13 protein-coding genes are annotated in these 14,878 nt (G+C 71.7%); 7 read left to right on the top strand and 6 right to left on the bottom strand.

What is annotated here, in order from left to right:
* Positions 1-254 precede the first annotated feature (254 nt).
* Complete coding sequence (locus tag ACTOWY_RS30475) at positions 255-827, top strand: HD domain-containing protein (RefSeq protein WP_441313045.1); 573 nt, start codon at positions 255-257, stop codon at positions 825-827.
* 43 nt (positions 828-870) lie between these two features.
* On the opposite strand, the gene ACTOWY_RS30470 is transcribed toward ACTOWY_RS30475, so the two are convergent.
* Positions 871-2,019 (bottom strand): ABC transporter permease, encoded by a 1,149-nt coding sequence (locus tag ACTOWY_RS30470; RefSeq protein WP_441313044.1) that lies wholly within the window; start codon positions 2,017-2,019, stop codon positions 871-873.
* Positions 2,016-2,948 carry an ABC transporter ATP-binding protein gene (locus ACTOWY_RS30465; RefSeq protein WP_441313043.1) on the bottom strand — a complete coding sequence of 311 codons (933 nt, stop codon included), beginning with the start codon at positions 2,946-2,948 and terminating at the stop codon, positions 2,016-2,018. The genes ACTOWY_RS30470 and ACTOWY_RS30465 overlap by 4 nt, the downstream gene beginning before the upstream one ends.
* A gap of 71 nt (positions 2,949-3,019) precedes the next feature.
* On the opposite strand from ACTOWY_RS30465, the gene ACTOWY_RS30460 reads away from it, so the two are divergent.
* Positions 3,020-3,289, top strand: a complete 270-nt coding sequence (locus ACTOWY_RS30460; protein ID WP_247764082.1) for a helix-turn-helix transcriptional regulator — start codon at positions 3,020-3,022, stop codon at positions 3,287-3,289.
* Complete coding sequence (locus ACTOWY_RS30455) at positions 3,286-3,795, top strand: hypothetical protein (protein WP_441313042.1); 510 nt, start codon at positions 3,286-3,288, stop codon at positions 3,793-3,795. The genes ACTOWY_RS30460 and ACTOWY_RS30455 overlap by 4 nt, the downstream gene beginning before the upstream one ends.
* On the opposite strand, the gene ACTOWY_RS30450 is transcribed toward ACTOWY_RS30455, so the two are convergent.
* The 4 genes from ACTOWY_RS30450 to ACTOWY_RS30435 form a co-directional block, all read right to left on the bottom strand.
* Positions 3,783-4,382: a hypothetical protein gene (locus ACTOWY_RS30450; RefSeq protein ID WP_441313041.1), complete on the bottom strand. Its 600-nt coding sequence runs from the start codon at positions 4,380-4,382 to the stop codon at positions 3,783-3,785. The two genes, ACTOWY_RS30455 and ACTOWY_RS30450, sit on opposite strands and share 13 nt — an antisense overlap.
* A gap of 84 nt (positions 4,383-4,466) precedes the next feature.
* Positions 4,467-6,287, bottom strand: coding sequence for a gamma-glutamyltransferase (gene ggt, locus ACTOWY_RS30445; RefSeq protein WP_441313040.1), 1,821 nt, complete (start codon positions 6,285-6,287; stop codon positions 4,467-4,469).
* Between the two features lie 36 nt (positions 6,288-6,323).
* Positions 6,324-8,852 carry a bifunctional lysylphosphatidylglycerol flippase/synthetase MprF gene (locus ACTOWY_RS30440; RefSeq protein ID WP_441313039.1) on the bottom strand — a complete coding sequence of 843 codons (2,529 nt, stop codon included), beginning with the start codon at positions 8,850-8,852 and terminating at the stop codon, positions 6,324-6,326.
* Positions 8,853-8,900: 48 nt separating this feature from the next.
* On the bottom strand, positions 8,901-10,208 hold the full coding sequence (locus ACTOWY_RS30435) for an alpha/beta hydrolase (protein WP_441313038.1): 1,308 nt from the start codon (positions 10,206-10,208) through the stop codon (positions 8,901-8,903).
* A 103-nt stretch (positions 10,209-10,311) separates the two neighbouring features.
* Between ACTOWY_RS30435 and ACTOWY_RS30430 the strand changes: the two genes are divergently transcribed.
* From ACTOWY_RS30430 to ACTOWY_RS30415, 4 genes are read left to right on the top strand one after another with little or no spacing between them, the layout of a single operon-like run.
* Positions 10,312-11,985 (top strand): beta-N-acetylhexosaminidase, encoded by a 1,674-nt coding sequence (locus ACTOWY_RS30430; RefSeq protein WP_441313037.1) that lies wholly within the window; start codon positions 10,312-10,314, stop codon positions 11,983-11,985.
* Between the two features lie 41 nt (positions 11,986-12,026).
* Positions 12,027-12,392 carry a hypothetical protein gene (locus tag ACTOWY_RS30425; protein WP_441313036.1) on the top strand — a complete coding sequence of 122 codons (366 nt, stop codon included), beginning with the start codon at positions 12,027-12,029 and terminating at the stop codon, positions 12,390-12,392.
* A gap of 56 nt (positions 12,393-12,448) precedes the next feature.
* On the top strand, positions 12,449-13,555 hold the full coding sequence (locus ACTOWY_RS30420; RefSeq protein ID WP_441313035.1) for a PLP-dependent cysteine synthase family protein: 1,107 nt from the start codon (positions 12,449-12,451) through the stop codon (positions 13,553-13,555).
* Positions 13,507-14,802, top strand: a complete 1,296-nt coding sequence (locus ACTOWY_RS30415; RefSeq protein ID WP_441313034.1) for an MFS transporter — start codon at positions 13,507-13,509, stop codon at positions 14,800-14,802. Before ACTOWY_RS30420 ends, ACTOWY_RS30415 begins: the two co-directional genes overlap by 49 nt.
* Positions 14,803-14,878 lie beyond the last annotated feature (76 nt).

Raw genomic sequence — 14,878 nt, 5'->3', positions numbered from 1 at the left:
ACCTTCCGAGATGGCGAGCCTCCGGCTGAAACCTCCGGGGACGCCGTCTCATTTCAGTCCTCGCAGGACAAGCGAGCAGAGCGTTCCCCGGAGGTCCCGGCCATGAATGAAGGTAGCCCTATCAGCGAGGACGCCGAACTGGCCAAGCAGGCCCATCGCGAACTGACCGGACTGGACTACGCCATCCGGCTGGCCGCTCGCTGAGTCAGCCGGTCCGGCCAAGGCACGTGACTGCCGAGGAGAGAGGTCAGCCAGTGAACGACAAGCACGACCGGGACGCGGCCGCGGTCGCCGAGTTCGCCTTCGAGCTGGGGGTGCTCAAGCGCACCCGCCGGGCTGGTTGGTGGCACATCGGCGTCCGCGACCCCGAATCGGTCGCCGAGCACAGCCTGCGGGTCGCCCAGCTCGCCACCATGCTCGCCGCCATGGAGGGCGCCGACCCCGCCCGCGCGGCGTTACTCGCGCTCTGGCACGACTCCCAGGAGACCAGGATCGGCGATCTCACCCACACCGCCCGCGACTACCTGGTGTCGGCCTCCAACGAGCAGATCACCGCGGACCAGACCGCGGCGCTGCCGGACACCGCGCGCAAGACGGTGCAGGAGGTGGTCAACGAGTACGAGGCGGCTGGCACCGCCGAGGCGCACTGCGCCAAGGACGCGGACAAGCTGGAATGCCTGTTCCAGGCGGTGGAATACCGGGAAAGCGGCTACCGGGGGGTGCAGGGCTGGATCGACTCCTCGCGCGAGTCGCTGCGCACCGAGGCGGCCCGGCGGGTGGCCGAGGCCGCGCTGAGCGTGTCCACCCTGGCCTGGCGCGGACGCTGAGCCGACGGCGCCCCCGGCCGCGAACGGGCCGGGGGCGCCGGACTCACTTACGGCTCAACGCCTCGGTGAGTTTCGTGCGCGCCCCCACGCGCAGCACGGTGTTGGCGTAGACCCGGCCGCCCAGCCACAGCAGCAGAGCGATCGCCGGCAGCATCAGCCCGGCCGCCAGCAACTGCTGCCACAGCGGGGCCGCGCCCAGGGCCGCGCGGATCGGCATCAGCATCGGCGCGAACGGCGGCAGCAGCGATACCCACTCCACCAGCTGGTCGTTCGGATTGCGCAGCAGCAGCGGCAGCCCGCCCGCCATCGGGATGACGATCAGCATCATCACCGGCATGATCACCGACTGCATGTCCTCCTGACGGGAGACCAGCGCGCCGGTGGCGGCGAACAGCGTGGCGTAGAGGGTGAACCCGAGCAGGTACCAGCCGATCAGCGCGGTGATCGTGCCCACCGTGCCGCCGGGCAGCGTCACCGACCCGGTGGCGGTGGCCGCGGCCAGGCCGGCCCCGGTGACCAGCGCGAGCTGGGCCAGGCCGACCAGGCCGATGCCGATCACCTTGCCCGCCAGCAGCTGCCACGGCCGGACCGCGGCCAGCAACAGCTCGACCACCCGGCTGCTCTTCTCCTCCACCACGCCCTGGGCCACCGTGATCCCGTAGCCGAGCAGGGCGAAGTACAGCAGCATCGCGGTGGCGAAGGCCAGCGCCAGCCGGGATCCGCGATCCGGATCGGCCGGGGTCAGCGCCCGCACCTGGGCCGGTTCCGGCGCCCGGCCCGCCTGATCCAGCACCGATTTGACCGCGAGCACGTCCAGCGCCGCGCGCAGTTCGCCGTCGGTGTCGTTGTCCACCACCGCGCGCACGCCCGGACCGGCGTCCAGGAACACGGTCACCTCGCCCGCGCGAACCAGACGCTCACCCTCGGCGGCATCGGCCACCGTGCGCAGCTCCAGCTGGTCGCCACTGGCGGTGAACTGCGCCCGCAACGCCTCGCCGACCGGTGCGCTGCGCGCGGTGACCGCGGCGGTGCGTTCGGTCCCGCCGTTGAGCGTGGCGAAGCCGACCAGGCCGCCGACAATGGCCAGCATCAGCAGGGTGCCGAGCACGAAGGACTTGCCGCGCATCCGGGTGGCGATCTCGCGACTGGCCACCAGCCAGGCGCCGCGGGCCGGTCCGAGCTGGGTGTTCACGCGCTCGCCTCCTCGGTGACGATGTGCCGGTAGGTCTCGGTCAGACTCGGCTGGTGCCGGCCGAAACCACGCACCGGCCCGGTGCGCAGGGCCGCAGCCAGCACCACCTGGTCGTCCACGCCCTCGGCCAGTTCCAGCACGGTCTGACCGTCCACTGTGGACACAATGCGGACGCCGGGAATGCGTTCCGCCCAACCCGGAGTAGCCGAGGGCGCGTCCACCACCAAACGGGCCGAACCGGCCCGCTGTAGCTCGGAGACGGTGCCGCAGGCCACCATCCGGCCCTGCCGCACGATGCCCACCCGGTCGCACAGCCGCTCGACCAGGTCGAGCTGGTGGCTGGAGAACAGCACCGGCACGCCCTGGGCGCACTGCTCGCGCAGCACCTCGCTGAGCACGTCCACCGCCACCGGGTCCAGCCCGGAGAACGGCTCGTCCAGCACCAGCAGCATCGGCCGGTAGACCAGCGCCGCGGCCAGCTGCACCCGCTGCTGGTTGCCCAGGCTGAGCTTCTGCACCTCATCGTCCCGGCGCTGCGCCACACCCAGCCGCTCCAGCCAGTCCTCGGCCTCCCGCCGGGCGGCCTTCGGGCCGAACCCGTGCAGCCGGGCCAGGTAGGTGAGCTGCTCGCCGACCTTCATCTTCGGGTAGAGCCCACGTTCCTCCGGCATGTAGCCGATCCGGCGGCGCCCGGCGAAGTCCAGCGACGCCCCGTCCCAGCGCACCTGTCCCGAGTCGGCGGCCAGCACGCCCAGCACGATCCGCATGGTCGTGGTCTTGCCGGCGCCGTTACCGCCGACGAAGCCGAACAGCTCACCGGGCCGCACCAGGAAGCTCATCCCGTCCAGCGCGCGCAGGTCCCCGTAACGCTTGCCGAGCCGGTCCACCTCCAGGCCAGCGCCCGCCCCCACCGTCGCTGATGTGTTCATACGGCGAAGTGTTGTAAAAACCCAACAGCTTGTCAAGTTGTCCAACCAGCCGGTTGTGCCAGACTTACCTGGTGAGCCCAGTGCGACGGGGCAAGGACCTGCCGATCTACAACCGGCTCCCGGTGCTGCGCGCCGAACGCGGCCTGTCCAGGGTCGCGCTGGCCGAGGCGGTGGAGGTCAACCCGCAGACCATCGGCGCGCTGGAGCGTGGAGATCACTACCCGAGCCTGGATCTGGCCTTCCGGATCTGCGAGGTCTTCGGGCTGCCGGTGGAGGCGGTGTTCAGCCGGGCGCCGTTCACCCCGCTGTCCGAGCAGGTCTATCGAGGAGGGCAGGGATGAGCCTGCGCGAGCGGTACACGGAGTACGAGCGGCGGCGGACGGCGAAGTTCAGCCGCAGGCTGCCCCGCTGGCGCACCCGGCGGCACCGGCGGGTGCTGGCCGTGGCCTGGTCGCTGTTCCCGGTCTTCCTGGTCGTGGTGCTGCTGACGGACCTGCGCGGTACCGGGTGGTTCCTGCCGCTGTGGCTCGCCCTCTACGCGGGCTGGCTGTCGGTGTGGGGCCTGCTCCGGGTGCTGACCGCGGCACTCGTCGAGACCCTCTCGCCCTCCTTGGACGAGCGCCAGCGCGAGCTGCGCGACCGCGCGATCTTCCTCGGCTACCAGTTCGGGCTGCTGACCCTGCTCCCGCTACTGGCCTACCTGCTGCTCAACCAGCGCAGTCCGGATCTCGGCATCAACGCGAGCATCCTGCTGGCGATCGCCTTCGTGGTACTGGCGGCCGCGCCGACGGCCCTGCTCGCCTGGGTGCTGCCGGATGACCACCCCGAGGATTTTCAGGACCAGTAGGGCTCGGCCCGTCGCGCCGCCGCGGCGATCGCCGCCCCGTCGAGCTTGGCGGTGGTGTTGATCCCGGCGCTGGCCCACTCGATCCGCAGCTCGAACTCGGTGTCCGGCAACGGGTGCAGCCAGAGCTGGAAGTGCGAGTCCACCCGCCCGCTGTCCGCGGCGCCACCGTCCGGACTGCACACCAGCAGCGCTCCGGCGGGCTGCTGCTCCGGCGCCGACCCGACCGCGGCGACCTCGGTCCCGTCGGCCAGCCGCACGCTGAAGTGCGGGGCGGATTCGGTGGAGGGGTCGCGGTTCCAGCGCCGCCGGTGCGCGCCGAAGAGCCCGTCGTGCAGCTCCCACCAGGCATCCTCGGCCAGCCCCGCGCGCCGGGCGGCCACCCTGGCCTCCACCTGGCAGCCATTGGGATAGGCCCGCGCGCCGACCACGAGCACCACCGCGTTGTCCGTCCTGGTCACCACGGCTTCCAGCGGCACCAGCACCCCGGGCACATCCTCCGGCGGCCCCAGCCACACCGCCCGCGCGGCCCGCGCCGGCTCGGCCACGGGCGCGGCAACGACATCCGGCTCATCGTCAAAAAACCCCATGACCCCCAACCCTAACCACCGAGTTGGCCCAACTGGTACGCCGACTTGGGCCAACTCGACGTACGAGTTGGCCCAAGTCGACGGTCAGCGGGTGGGGAAGAGGACCTTGGCGCTGCCGCCGCCGCGGCGGACCGGCTCGGCCACCGCCTGGATCTTGCCGCGGCCCAGGAACTCCAGCGCGGCCACGGTGCCGATCTCCGGGTTCGGGGTGAAGGTGGTCGAGGGCAGCTCGAACTGCTGGCCGTACGCCTCCAGCTCAGCCCGCCTTGGCGAGTTGAAGAAGGCGGGTTCGGCCTCGGTCTTGGCCCGGTTGCGCTGGGACAGCCGCGGCGCGGCCACCGCCTGGGGCAGGGACATGCCCAGGTCGATCCGGTTGAACAGGGTCTGCAGGACGGTGGTGATGATGGTCGAGCCGCCGGGGGAACCCAGGGCCAGCAACGGTTTGCCGTCCTTGAGCACGATGGTCGGCGACATGCTGCTGCGCGGCCGCTTGCCCGCCTCGGGCGCGTTCGCCGGCCACGGCTGGCCCGCCGCCGGGGGCGCGAAGTCGAAGTCGGTCAGCTCGTTGTTGAGCAGGAAACCGCGGTGCGGCACGGTGAGCGCGCTGCCGCCGGTCTGCTCGATGGTCAGCGTGTAGGCCACCACGTTGCCCCAGGCGTCCGCGGTGCTCAGGTGGGTGGTGGAGGTGCCCTCGTGCCGGTCCGAGCCGGGCGCGGTGGTCTTGCAGCCGCCGGGCTTGAGCGGGTCACCGGCCGGGGCGGGGTGCGGCATGGCCTTCTTCGGGTCGATCAGGCAGGCCCGGTCCTTGGCGAAACCGTCCGACAGCAGCTGTTTCAGCGGAACGTCCACAAAGGACGGATCCCCGATCCACTTGTTCCGGTCCGCGTAGGCCAGCCTGCTGGCCTCCAGGTAGGTGTGGGTGGCCCCGTTGACGTCCTTGCCGGACAACGGGAATCGCTCCATGATGTTGAGCGCCTCGCCGACCGTGGACCCGCCGGAGGACGGCGGGGCCATGCTGTACACGTCCAGCCCGCGGTAACCGATCTTCGTCGGCGCGCGGTCCACCGTCCGGTAGGCGGCCAGGTCGCCGGTCTCCATCAGGCCGGGCCGCACCTTGATCGTGGCGCCCGGGGCCACCGGCGGCTGGTTCACCGTGTGCACGACCTCGCGACCCAGCTCACCGCGGTAGAGCCAGTCCAACCCGCGCTGGGCCAGGCCCTGGTAGGTCTGGGCCAGGTCGGGGTTGCGGAAGGTGCTGCCCACCTCGGGCAGCTTGCCGCCGGGCAGGAACAGCTTCGCGGTGGGTGCGATGGCGCGGAAGCGAGCCTCGTTCTGCCAGGTGTGGTCGCGGTACTCCTTGTCCACGGTGAACCCGTCGCGGGCCAGCCTGATCGCCGGGCGCAGGTTCTCGGCCAGGTCCCGGCGGCCCCACTTGTCCAGGGCGCGCTGCCAGGTCAGCGGGGTGCCGGGCACGCCGACGGACAGGCCGGAGGTGACCGCCTCGTCGAACGGGATGGCCTTGCCGTCCTCGACGAAGGAGTCCCGCTTCATCCGCTTCGGCGCGGTCTCCCGGCCGTCGATGGTGTGCACCCTGCCGGTGCGCGCCTCGTAGTAGACGAAGAACCCGCCGCCACCGATCCCGGCGGAGAACGGTTCGGTCACGCCCAGCGCCGCGGCCGCGGCCACCGCCGCGTCCACCGCGTTGCCACCCCGGCGCAGCACCTCGATACCGGCCTTGGTGGCGTCCTCATCCACCGTGGACACCGCACCGCCGTAGCCGGTCTGGGTTGGCCTCTTACCGCTCTGACCAGCCTCGACCGCGCCCGCGGCCGGAGCACTGGTCAGGGTCACCGCCGCGGTGGCACACAGCACCACCGCCGCGCGCAAGGGTCGTGAGGTCCGCACGTCGCCGCCTTTCGCCGGGTTCGTTACCCCGGCAAACTAACGGCTCAGGACCCGCCGCACCAGGCGCAGACCTTGCCTCGCCCCCATATTCGGCAGATATGCCCGGCCGATCGCGTTGGCGATGCGCGGCAGCGCGGCCGGGTCCGGGTAGGCCATGTACATCGGCTGGTAGGTCGGCTGGAACTTGGCCTTGAACGCGAACAGCGAGCGGAACCCGTACACCGGTTCCAGCGCCCGGCCGGCGAAGTCGAGCAGTCGTTGCAGCGCGCCGGGCTGCTGACCGCGGTCCAGCCGGGCCAGCGGAGCGCCGGAGAGGCTGAGGAACTCCGCGCCCTCCTCCTTGAAGCTGAGCGCGGCCGAGGCGATCAGGAACTCCATCACGCCGCGGAATCCGGTGGCCCGGCGGCGCATGAAGTCCAGCGTCCAGCCGACCACCTGCCCGTCCCGGTGCACCGGCAACCAGCTGGTGATGCCGTGCACGGTCCGGTCGGCGTCCAGCGCGACCAGGCAGCGGACCTCGTCGTCGTTCAGCTCGTCCAGCCCGCCGAGGGTGAAGCCCATCTCGGGCAGGCCCTTGTCCGCCACCCACTCCTCGGAAATGGACCGGACCTGGTCGGTGATGGCAAGGGGCGCCTTCGGATAGCTCCACCATTCCGCGGTGATCCCGGCCTTGCCCGCCTTGTTCAGCGCGGTGCGCACGTCCTGCCACTTCTTGCCGGTGAAGGCCAGTTCGGGCAGTGGCACCAGGGTGTCCTCGGCGACCTGCACCGCGCTCCAGCCGAATTCCCTGGTCTCGTCCTTGATCGCTTCGGTGACGCTGTAGAAGCAGGGCGTCCAGCCGTTGCGCGCGCAGAAGTCGGCGAATCCGCGCACCGCCTCGATCCGCGCCGCGGGTTCGCCGACCGGGTCGCCGGTGGTGATCGCGATGGTGGCCACCACCCGGTAGGCGACCACGGCCTGCTCGTCCGCGGTGAACCAGTAGTTGTTGCCGCGCCAGGTGGTCATGTGCGCCAGGGTGGAGCCGCCGAACTTCCGCGCCAGGTCCCTGGCCCGCGCGGCCGCGGTCTCGTCGGTGGGTGGCGCGGCCCGCCAGAAGGTGACCAGCAGCGCGCCCAGCACCAGCAGCCAGAACACCACGCCCAGGTACTCGCACAGCAGCCCGGCCATGCCGCCGGTGGCGATGAACCGCACCGGGAACAGGTCCAGGTAACCCGGCGGCAGGAACCGCGAGGGCGCGTCCGCGATGAGCTGGCCGAAGCCGGGCTGCGGGTCGAACTGGTCCCGCCAGGCGTACCCGCCGAGCACGTACACCACGCCCAGCAGCACGAACGCGCCCACGATGAAGGCGACCAGCCGCCGCCGGGACCTGCGCGGCCCGGCCACGGTGAACTGCCTGCGGGTGACCACCAGGCCGATCAGCATGGCCACCGACAACAGCACCGGCATCGAGGAGTCGAAGACCAGCTGGCCCTTGGTGTGCGGCGTGATGTCGCCGAATTCCGCGGCCGGAGTCAGCATCAGGTCCACAATGGACTGGACGAACCACACCAGCAGCGCCAGGTTGGCCACCGTGGCCGACCACCAGGCCAGTTTCCGGCCCCGCCGCAGCCCTTCGGCCAGCACCAGCAGGAACAGCGCGGGCAGCACGGACATGATCGCGCTGGGCAGGCCGTCGAAATTGGCCCTGGCCTTGAGTTCCCGGCACCGCTCGGCGAAGTCCGGGTCGGCGCAGATGGCCTCGATCTGGTCCGCGCTGGGCACCGGCGAGGTCAGCACATCACCGAGCGCGGTCAGCGGCCCGGCGGTGTAGGGGGTGAGCAGCATGAACACCGGTCCCAGCGCGCAGGCCGCGAGCAACAGCGCGAGCAGCACCCTGGTCTCCGAGCGGGACGGCGCGCCCACGGTCTTGCTGGAGCGGCCGAGCATGGCCAGCCCGGCCAGCATGCCGACCAGCCCACCGCAGAGCCGCACCACGTCCTGGGCGTAGCCGGAGAACAACGCCAGCGTCACCAGCGCCACGATCAGCGCCAGCCGCAATCGCCTGCGCCACAACGCGGGCAGCCGGGAGCTGAGCGCCAGGCCGAGCCCGACCGCGCCGGTGGACGGGCTCAGCGCCAGCTCGGCCGGATCGTCCAGGAAGTTCAGCCACAGCCAGCCCGCCACCGAGCCGAGTTTGATCACGCCGATGCCCAGCAGGGTGCCGCCGACCTGGCTGATCAGGAACAGCACCGCGGTCCGGCCCGGTCCGAGCAACCGCTCGCCAGCCGCGCCGAATCCCAGCAGCAGCACCGAGGTGGCCAGGTAGCCGACCAGGTCCAGGCACCACAGCGCACTGCTCAGCGGCGCCCACCAGTGCCCGTCGGCCAGCGAGCCGGTGCCGATGCCGACCTGCGGCAGCAACTCCCCCGAGGGCCCGTCCAGCAGGCTGCCGGTCAGCGCGCCCACCGTCCACAGCGCGACCAGGAACACCAGCGTCAGCGGGGCGTGCGCGAGCAGTCCGAGCAGCCCGCGCAGCGCGGCGATTCCCTGGTGCACCAGCCTGATCGGCGCAGGCCGGCGCGCCACGGACGCTGGCTCGACCTGACTGTCCTCAGTGGACACTGCGGGCTCCGATCATCGCGGGGTCAGTCCGGTGTGCTGGGCCAGCCAGGGCATGGCCTGGGCCAGCGCCGGTCGCCACACCACCCAGTTGTGCGGGCCGGGGATCTCCAGCCAGTCCACCTGCATGCCCGCCCGGCGGCAGGCCTTGAGCACGTCCTGCTGCTGCGGCCGGAACTCGCCGTCCTTGTTGCCGGAGACGATCAGGCCCGCGGTCTTCGGGAACTTCGCGGTGGCCAGGATGTCCAGCGGGTTGACCCGTTTGAACGCGGCCTCGTCGCCACCGAAGGCCGCGTTCACCGAGTCCTTGCGGGTGCCCAGCGAGGGCTCGCGCTGACCGGAGATGTCGATGAAGTTGCGGTAGACCTCGGGCGCGCGCACCGCCAGCTGCAACGCGCAGGTCCCGCCCTGGGACAGCCCGCCGATGGCCCAGGCCTGCGGGTCGGCCTCGGCCTGCAGGTTCTGCCGGACCCAGGCAGGCACGTCCTTGGCCAGGTAGGTCTCGGCCGCGCCGAGCTTGGAGTCCAGGCACATCGGGTTGGCCAGCTCGCTGCCCAGATGGTCCGGCACCACCACGATCGGCGCCAGGCCCCGGTTGTCCGCGGCGTACTTGTCCATGGTGGTGGCCAGTTGCCCCGGCCCGAGCCAGTCCGACGGCGAGCCGGGCTGCCCGGCCAGCAGCACCAGCACCGGCAGCTTCGGCCGCGGCGTGGCCTGGTAGGCCGGGGGCAGATACACCCGGCCGGTGCGGGTGCTGAACCCGGCCGAGGACGGGATGGTCACCTCGGACACCGTGCCCTGGGCAGGCAGGTCCGCCGGCGGCTGCCACACCTCACTGAGCGCCTTGCCCGGCGGCACCACCACGGTGGAGGCGGCCGGTTTGGCCGCCTCGGACAGGTCGGTGGTCGGGCGCTGCCCGCTGCCGAAGAGCGCGCCCACGGTCGGGAACTGGCCGAAGTACCGGTTGATGTCGGCCACCCCGCACACCGCGAGCACCACCACCGCCAGCGCGATCCCGGTCCGGGCAGGCCAGCGCTGCGGGAGGCAGCGGAACACGCCGAGCACCAGGCTGCCGACGATCATCGTGATCCACAGCGTCGTGTTGGTCGGCACCCGGTCCGCGAACGGCCGCCACACCTGGTTGACCAGCACCTCGATCAGCAGTCCGAGCACCAGCATGCCGAGCAGCACCAGCGGCAGGGTCCGCCGCCACCACACCCGGCGGCCATCGGCGAGCAACACGGCGAAGGCCGCTCCGCCGGCGAAGGTCAGCCCAGCGGGGACCGCCCCGTCGATCAGGGACCAATCGAGCAGGCTAGCCATGGGCACACCCTGGGTCCGCCCAGCCCGGTGGCACAACGCGACAACCTGTCCGTTCATCAATTAGGGCGGTTCGTGTCCCCGAAATTGGTGAAGTATGTGATCTGTGACCGATCGACTCGCCACCCTGTTGCCCCGCCCACGGAGCGCGCGAGGGCTCGCCGGTACCTTCCGCTTCACCGAACGCACCAGCGTTGTCGCTGGTCCGGGCGCTGAGAGCACAACCGATCTGGTGCGCCGCGCACTGGGCTTCCTGCGCCTGCCGCTACCCCAGCGCGGCACCCCCGACCCCGGTTCGGTGGTGATCACCCTGGACGCCGCCGCGCACGGCCCGGAGGGCTACCAGCTGCTGGTCCGGCCGGACCGGCTGGACATCGTGGCCGGGTCCACCGCGGGCGCGACCTACGCGGTGCAGACTCTGCGCCAGCTGCTGCCGGACGCGGCCTGGCGGGCCGCGGCGCCCAGGGGCACGGTCTGGGAGCTGGCCTGCTGCGAGGTCACCGACGCCCCGGCCACCGCCTGGCGCGGCCTGATGCTCGACGTGTCCCGGCATTTCCTGCCCAAGCGGGAGGTGCTGCGGATGATCGACCTGCTCGCCATGCACAAGCTCAACCGGCTGCACCTGCACCTGGCCGATGACCAGGGCTGGCGGATCGAGAGCGCCCGCTACCCCCAGCTCACCGAACTGGCCGCGCACCGGTCAAGGACCATGATCGGCCACGGCCACTCCCCCGAGGGCGAGGACGGCACCCCGCACGGCGGCTGCTACAGCCGGGACGACCTGGCCGAGATCGGCGCGTACGCGCAGGAGCGGGCGGTCACCGTGGTGCCCGAACTGGACGTGCCCGGCCACGCCTCGGCGCTGCTCACCGCGATGCCCGAACTGGGCTCGGTGCCCGGCGGCAGCTACCAGGTCCAGTCCACCTGGGGCATATTCCCCAATCTGTTGTCCCCGCTCCCGGCGGTGGAACAGGTGGTGGACGAGCTGCTCGGCGAACTCCTGGAGGTGCTGCCCGGCCCATACGTGCACCTGGGCGGGGACGAGTGCCCGCTCGGCCAGTGGGAGGCCAACCCGGAGATCCAGGCCTACCGCGAGTCCCGCGGCCTGCCGGACATGGCCGCGTTGCACGGGGACTTCCTGCGCAGGCTGGCCGACCGGCTGGCCGGCCGCGGCGTCCGCGCGGTGTTCTGGGACGAGGCCTTCGGCAGCGGCGGCCTGCGGCCGGACTCGATCGTGATGGCCTGGCGCGGCGACGAGGTGGCCCGCAAGGCCGCGGCCGCCGGGTTCCAGGTGGTGCGCACCCCGGTCTTCCCCACCTACTTCGACTACTACAGCGAGGCCGACCCGCGCGAGCCACTGGCCATCGGCGGTCCGGTGCGGCTGGCCGACGTGGCCGCGCTCGACCCGCGCCCGGCCGGGTTCAGCGAGGCGGAGAACGCCAACATCATCGGCGTGCAGGCCCAGCTGTGGAGTGAGTACCTGCCGCACGCGCGGCTGCTCGACTACCGCGCCTTCCCGCGGACCTGCGCCCTCGCCGAGGTGGCCTGGACCGGCGCCCCGTCCAGCTGGCCGGAGGAGCCGGAGCGGGTGCGCGCGCAGCTGTCCAGATTGGACGCCGCGGGTGTGGAGTACCGGCCCTTCGACGGCCCGAAACCCTGGCAGCAAGGCGGATCCGGCGCCCGCGCCTTCCAGCCCGGCTTCCCGATGGCCGAGGTCACCCAGGCCCTGGGCGATCTCGCCGCCCAAGACAACCCGGAAGGACTACTACCTTCGTCGTAACCTGGCCGTGACCAGGTCGCAAGATCCGGTACGTTGGCGGTGTGCGTCTGGCCCGCCCCGTTGTGGCGCTGCTACTCGGGGTCCTCTACCTCACTCTCCACCTCGGTGGCGAGTGCTTCGTGACGCACACCGCTTCCGTGCATTCCCATACACACAGCGGTTCCACGGCCGATCACAGCACACACGACTGCGATCACACCCAGCACGACGGCACCGATGAACTGTGCCTCGCGCTGCCCCGCGGCGCCGATCCGCTGACCCCCGCCACCGAACTGCCGGACCCCGCCGTCATCCCGCCGGTTTTCCTTGCCCCGCAAGCAGAACCCGCCCCGGCTCCACTCGCGTGGCACCAGACCGTCCACAGTAGACAGTCGCGCCAGCTCGTCAATTGCGTGTTCCGGACCTGAGCAGCAGCCGGTAACCCGCCTTCACCCGTACCTCTTCCCGAGGAAGAACCACAGACATGGATCTGCTGCTCCCGCATGCCCGCACGTCCCCGGCCAGGTTGCTCACCAGCGCGCCCCGCTGCCAGAGCCTGCCCGCCGCGGTCGGCAACACCCCGGTGTTGTGGATCGACGAGCCCTTCGCCAAGGCGGGCAACGGTTTCTGGGCCAAACTGGAAGGTGCCAACCCCGGCGGCATGAAGGACCGCCCGGCCCTGCACATGATCGACTGCGCCCGCCGCCGCGGTGAGCTGGCACCCGGCGCGATGATCGTCGAATCCACCAGCGGCACCCTCGGCCTCGGCCTCGCGCTGGCCGGAATCGCTTACGGGCACCCGGTAACCCTGGTCACCGACCCCGGCATGGAGCCGATCCTGCACCGGCTGCTGGCCGCCTACGGCGCGCGGATCGAACTGGTCAGCGAACCGCACCCGACCGGCGGCTGGCAGGAGGCCCGGCGGCAGCGCGTCGCCGAGGTGCTGGCCGAGCACCCGGGCGCGTACTGCCCGGACCAGTACCACAACCCGGACAACGTGGCCGCGTACTCGGCGCTGGCGATGGAACTGGTGGCCCAGCTCGGCCGGGTCGACGTGCTGGTTTGCTCGGTCGGCACCGGCGGGCACTCCGCCGGGGTGTCCAGGGTGCTGCGCGAGTTCTGCCCCGACCTGCGCCTGATCGGGGTGGACACCATTGGCTCGACCATCTTCGGCCAGCCCGCCCGCCGCAGGCTGATGCGCGGCCTGGGTTCCAGCATCTACCCGCGCAACGTGGCCTACGACAGCTTCGACGAGGTGCACTGGGTGGCACCGCGGGAATCGGTGTGGGCCAGCCGCGCGCTGGCCGCGACCAGCTTCGCCACCGGCGGCTGGAGTGTCGGCGCGGTCGCACTGGTCGCGGGCTGGCTGGCCCGCGACGCCGAACCGGACACCCGGATCGCGGCGATCTTCCCGGACGGCCCGCAGCGCTACTACACCACCGTGTTCAACGACGAGTACTGCCAGGCGCACGGCCTGCTCGACGGCCCGCCGCCCACCGACCCGGCCGAGATCTCGCACCCGCTGGCCGCCGAGGTGACCGGGTGGACGCGCTGCCGCACGGTCGTCGACCCCGCGGCGGGCACCCGGTGATCCAGGTCCTGTCCCAGTACCGGTCCTTCCCCCGGCCGGTGCGGCTGCTGCTGGTCAACCAGCTCACCATCAACCTGGGCTTCTACATGCTGATGCCCTACCTGGCCGCGCACCTCTCCGGCGGGCTGGGCCTGGCGGCCTGGCTGGTCGGGCTGGTGCTGGGCGTGCGGAACCTGTCCCAGCAGGGCATGTTCCTCTTCGGCGGCGCGCTGGCCGACCGGTTCGGCTACAAGCCGATGATCATCGCGGGCCTGGCGCTGCGCACCGTGGGCTTCGGGCTGCTCGGCTTCGTGGACAGCCTGCCCGCGCTGATCGCCGCCTCGGCCGCCACCGGACTGGCCGGGGCGCTGTTCAACCCGGCCTCCCGGGCCTATCTGACCGCCGAGTCCGGCGAGCGGCGGGTGGAGGCGTTCGCGCTGTTCAACGTCTTCTACCAGGTGGGCATCCTGATCGGGCCGCTGATCGGGCTGGCGCTGACCGGGGTGGCCTTCTCGCTGACCTGCCTGGTGGCCGCGGTGGTCTTCGCGGTGCTGACCGTCATGCAGGTCAGGGAACTGCCGGCGCGCTCGGCGCCAGGAGGCGGCGGCAGCCTGCTCGGCGGGGTCGGCACGGCGGTGCGCAACCGGCCGTTCCTGTTCTTCGCCATCGCCATGATCGGCTCCTACGTGCTGTCCTTCCAGATCTACCTGACCCTGCCGTTGCAGGTGCGGGCGATCGCGGGCGGCGAACTGGCTGGCACGATCGGGGTCGGCGCGCTGTTCGCGGTCTCCGGGCTGGTCGCGGTGCTCGGGCAGTTGCGGATCACCGCCTGGTGCCGCAGCCGCTACGGCCCGGCCCGGTGCATCACGCTCGGGCTGGCGCTGATGACCGGCGCGTTCCTGCCGCCACTGCTGACCGGCCTGCTGGACCCCCAGCAGCAGGGCGGACTGGGCCTGTGGCTGCCCGCGCTGCTGCTGACCTCGCTGCTGCTCACCCTGGGCACGGTGGTGACCTATCCGTTCGAGATGGACACCATCGCCGCGCTCTCCGGCGGCAGGCTGGTCGCCACGCACTACGGGCTCTACAGCACCCTGTCCGGCATCGGCATCACCGTCGGCAACCTGGTGGCAGGCCGCGCGCTCGACCTGGCCAGGTCGGCGGGCGTGCCCGCGATCCCCTGGCTGACGCTGCTGGCACTGGGCCTGCTCGGCACCCTGGCCGTGCACCGGCTGGACCGCTCGGGACGGCTGAGCCCGGTCCCGGTCTGAGTACTGCGGGTGGCTCCCGATTCCGCGTCGACCGGGAGCCGCCCGCACCTCCCGCATGCCCCTTCAACACGGGAAG

Origin of the sequence: Crossiella sp. CA198 (assembly GCF_052078295.1) — a bacterium.
Taxonomy (GTDB): domain Bacteria; phylum Actinomycetota; class Actinomycetes; order Mycobacteriales; family Pseudonocardiaceae; genus Crossiella.
The sequence above is the reverse complement of the archived record's forward strand: the minus strand, read 5'-3'. Positions and strand labels throughout refer to the sequence as shown.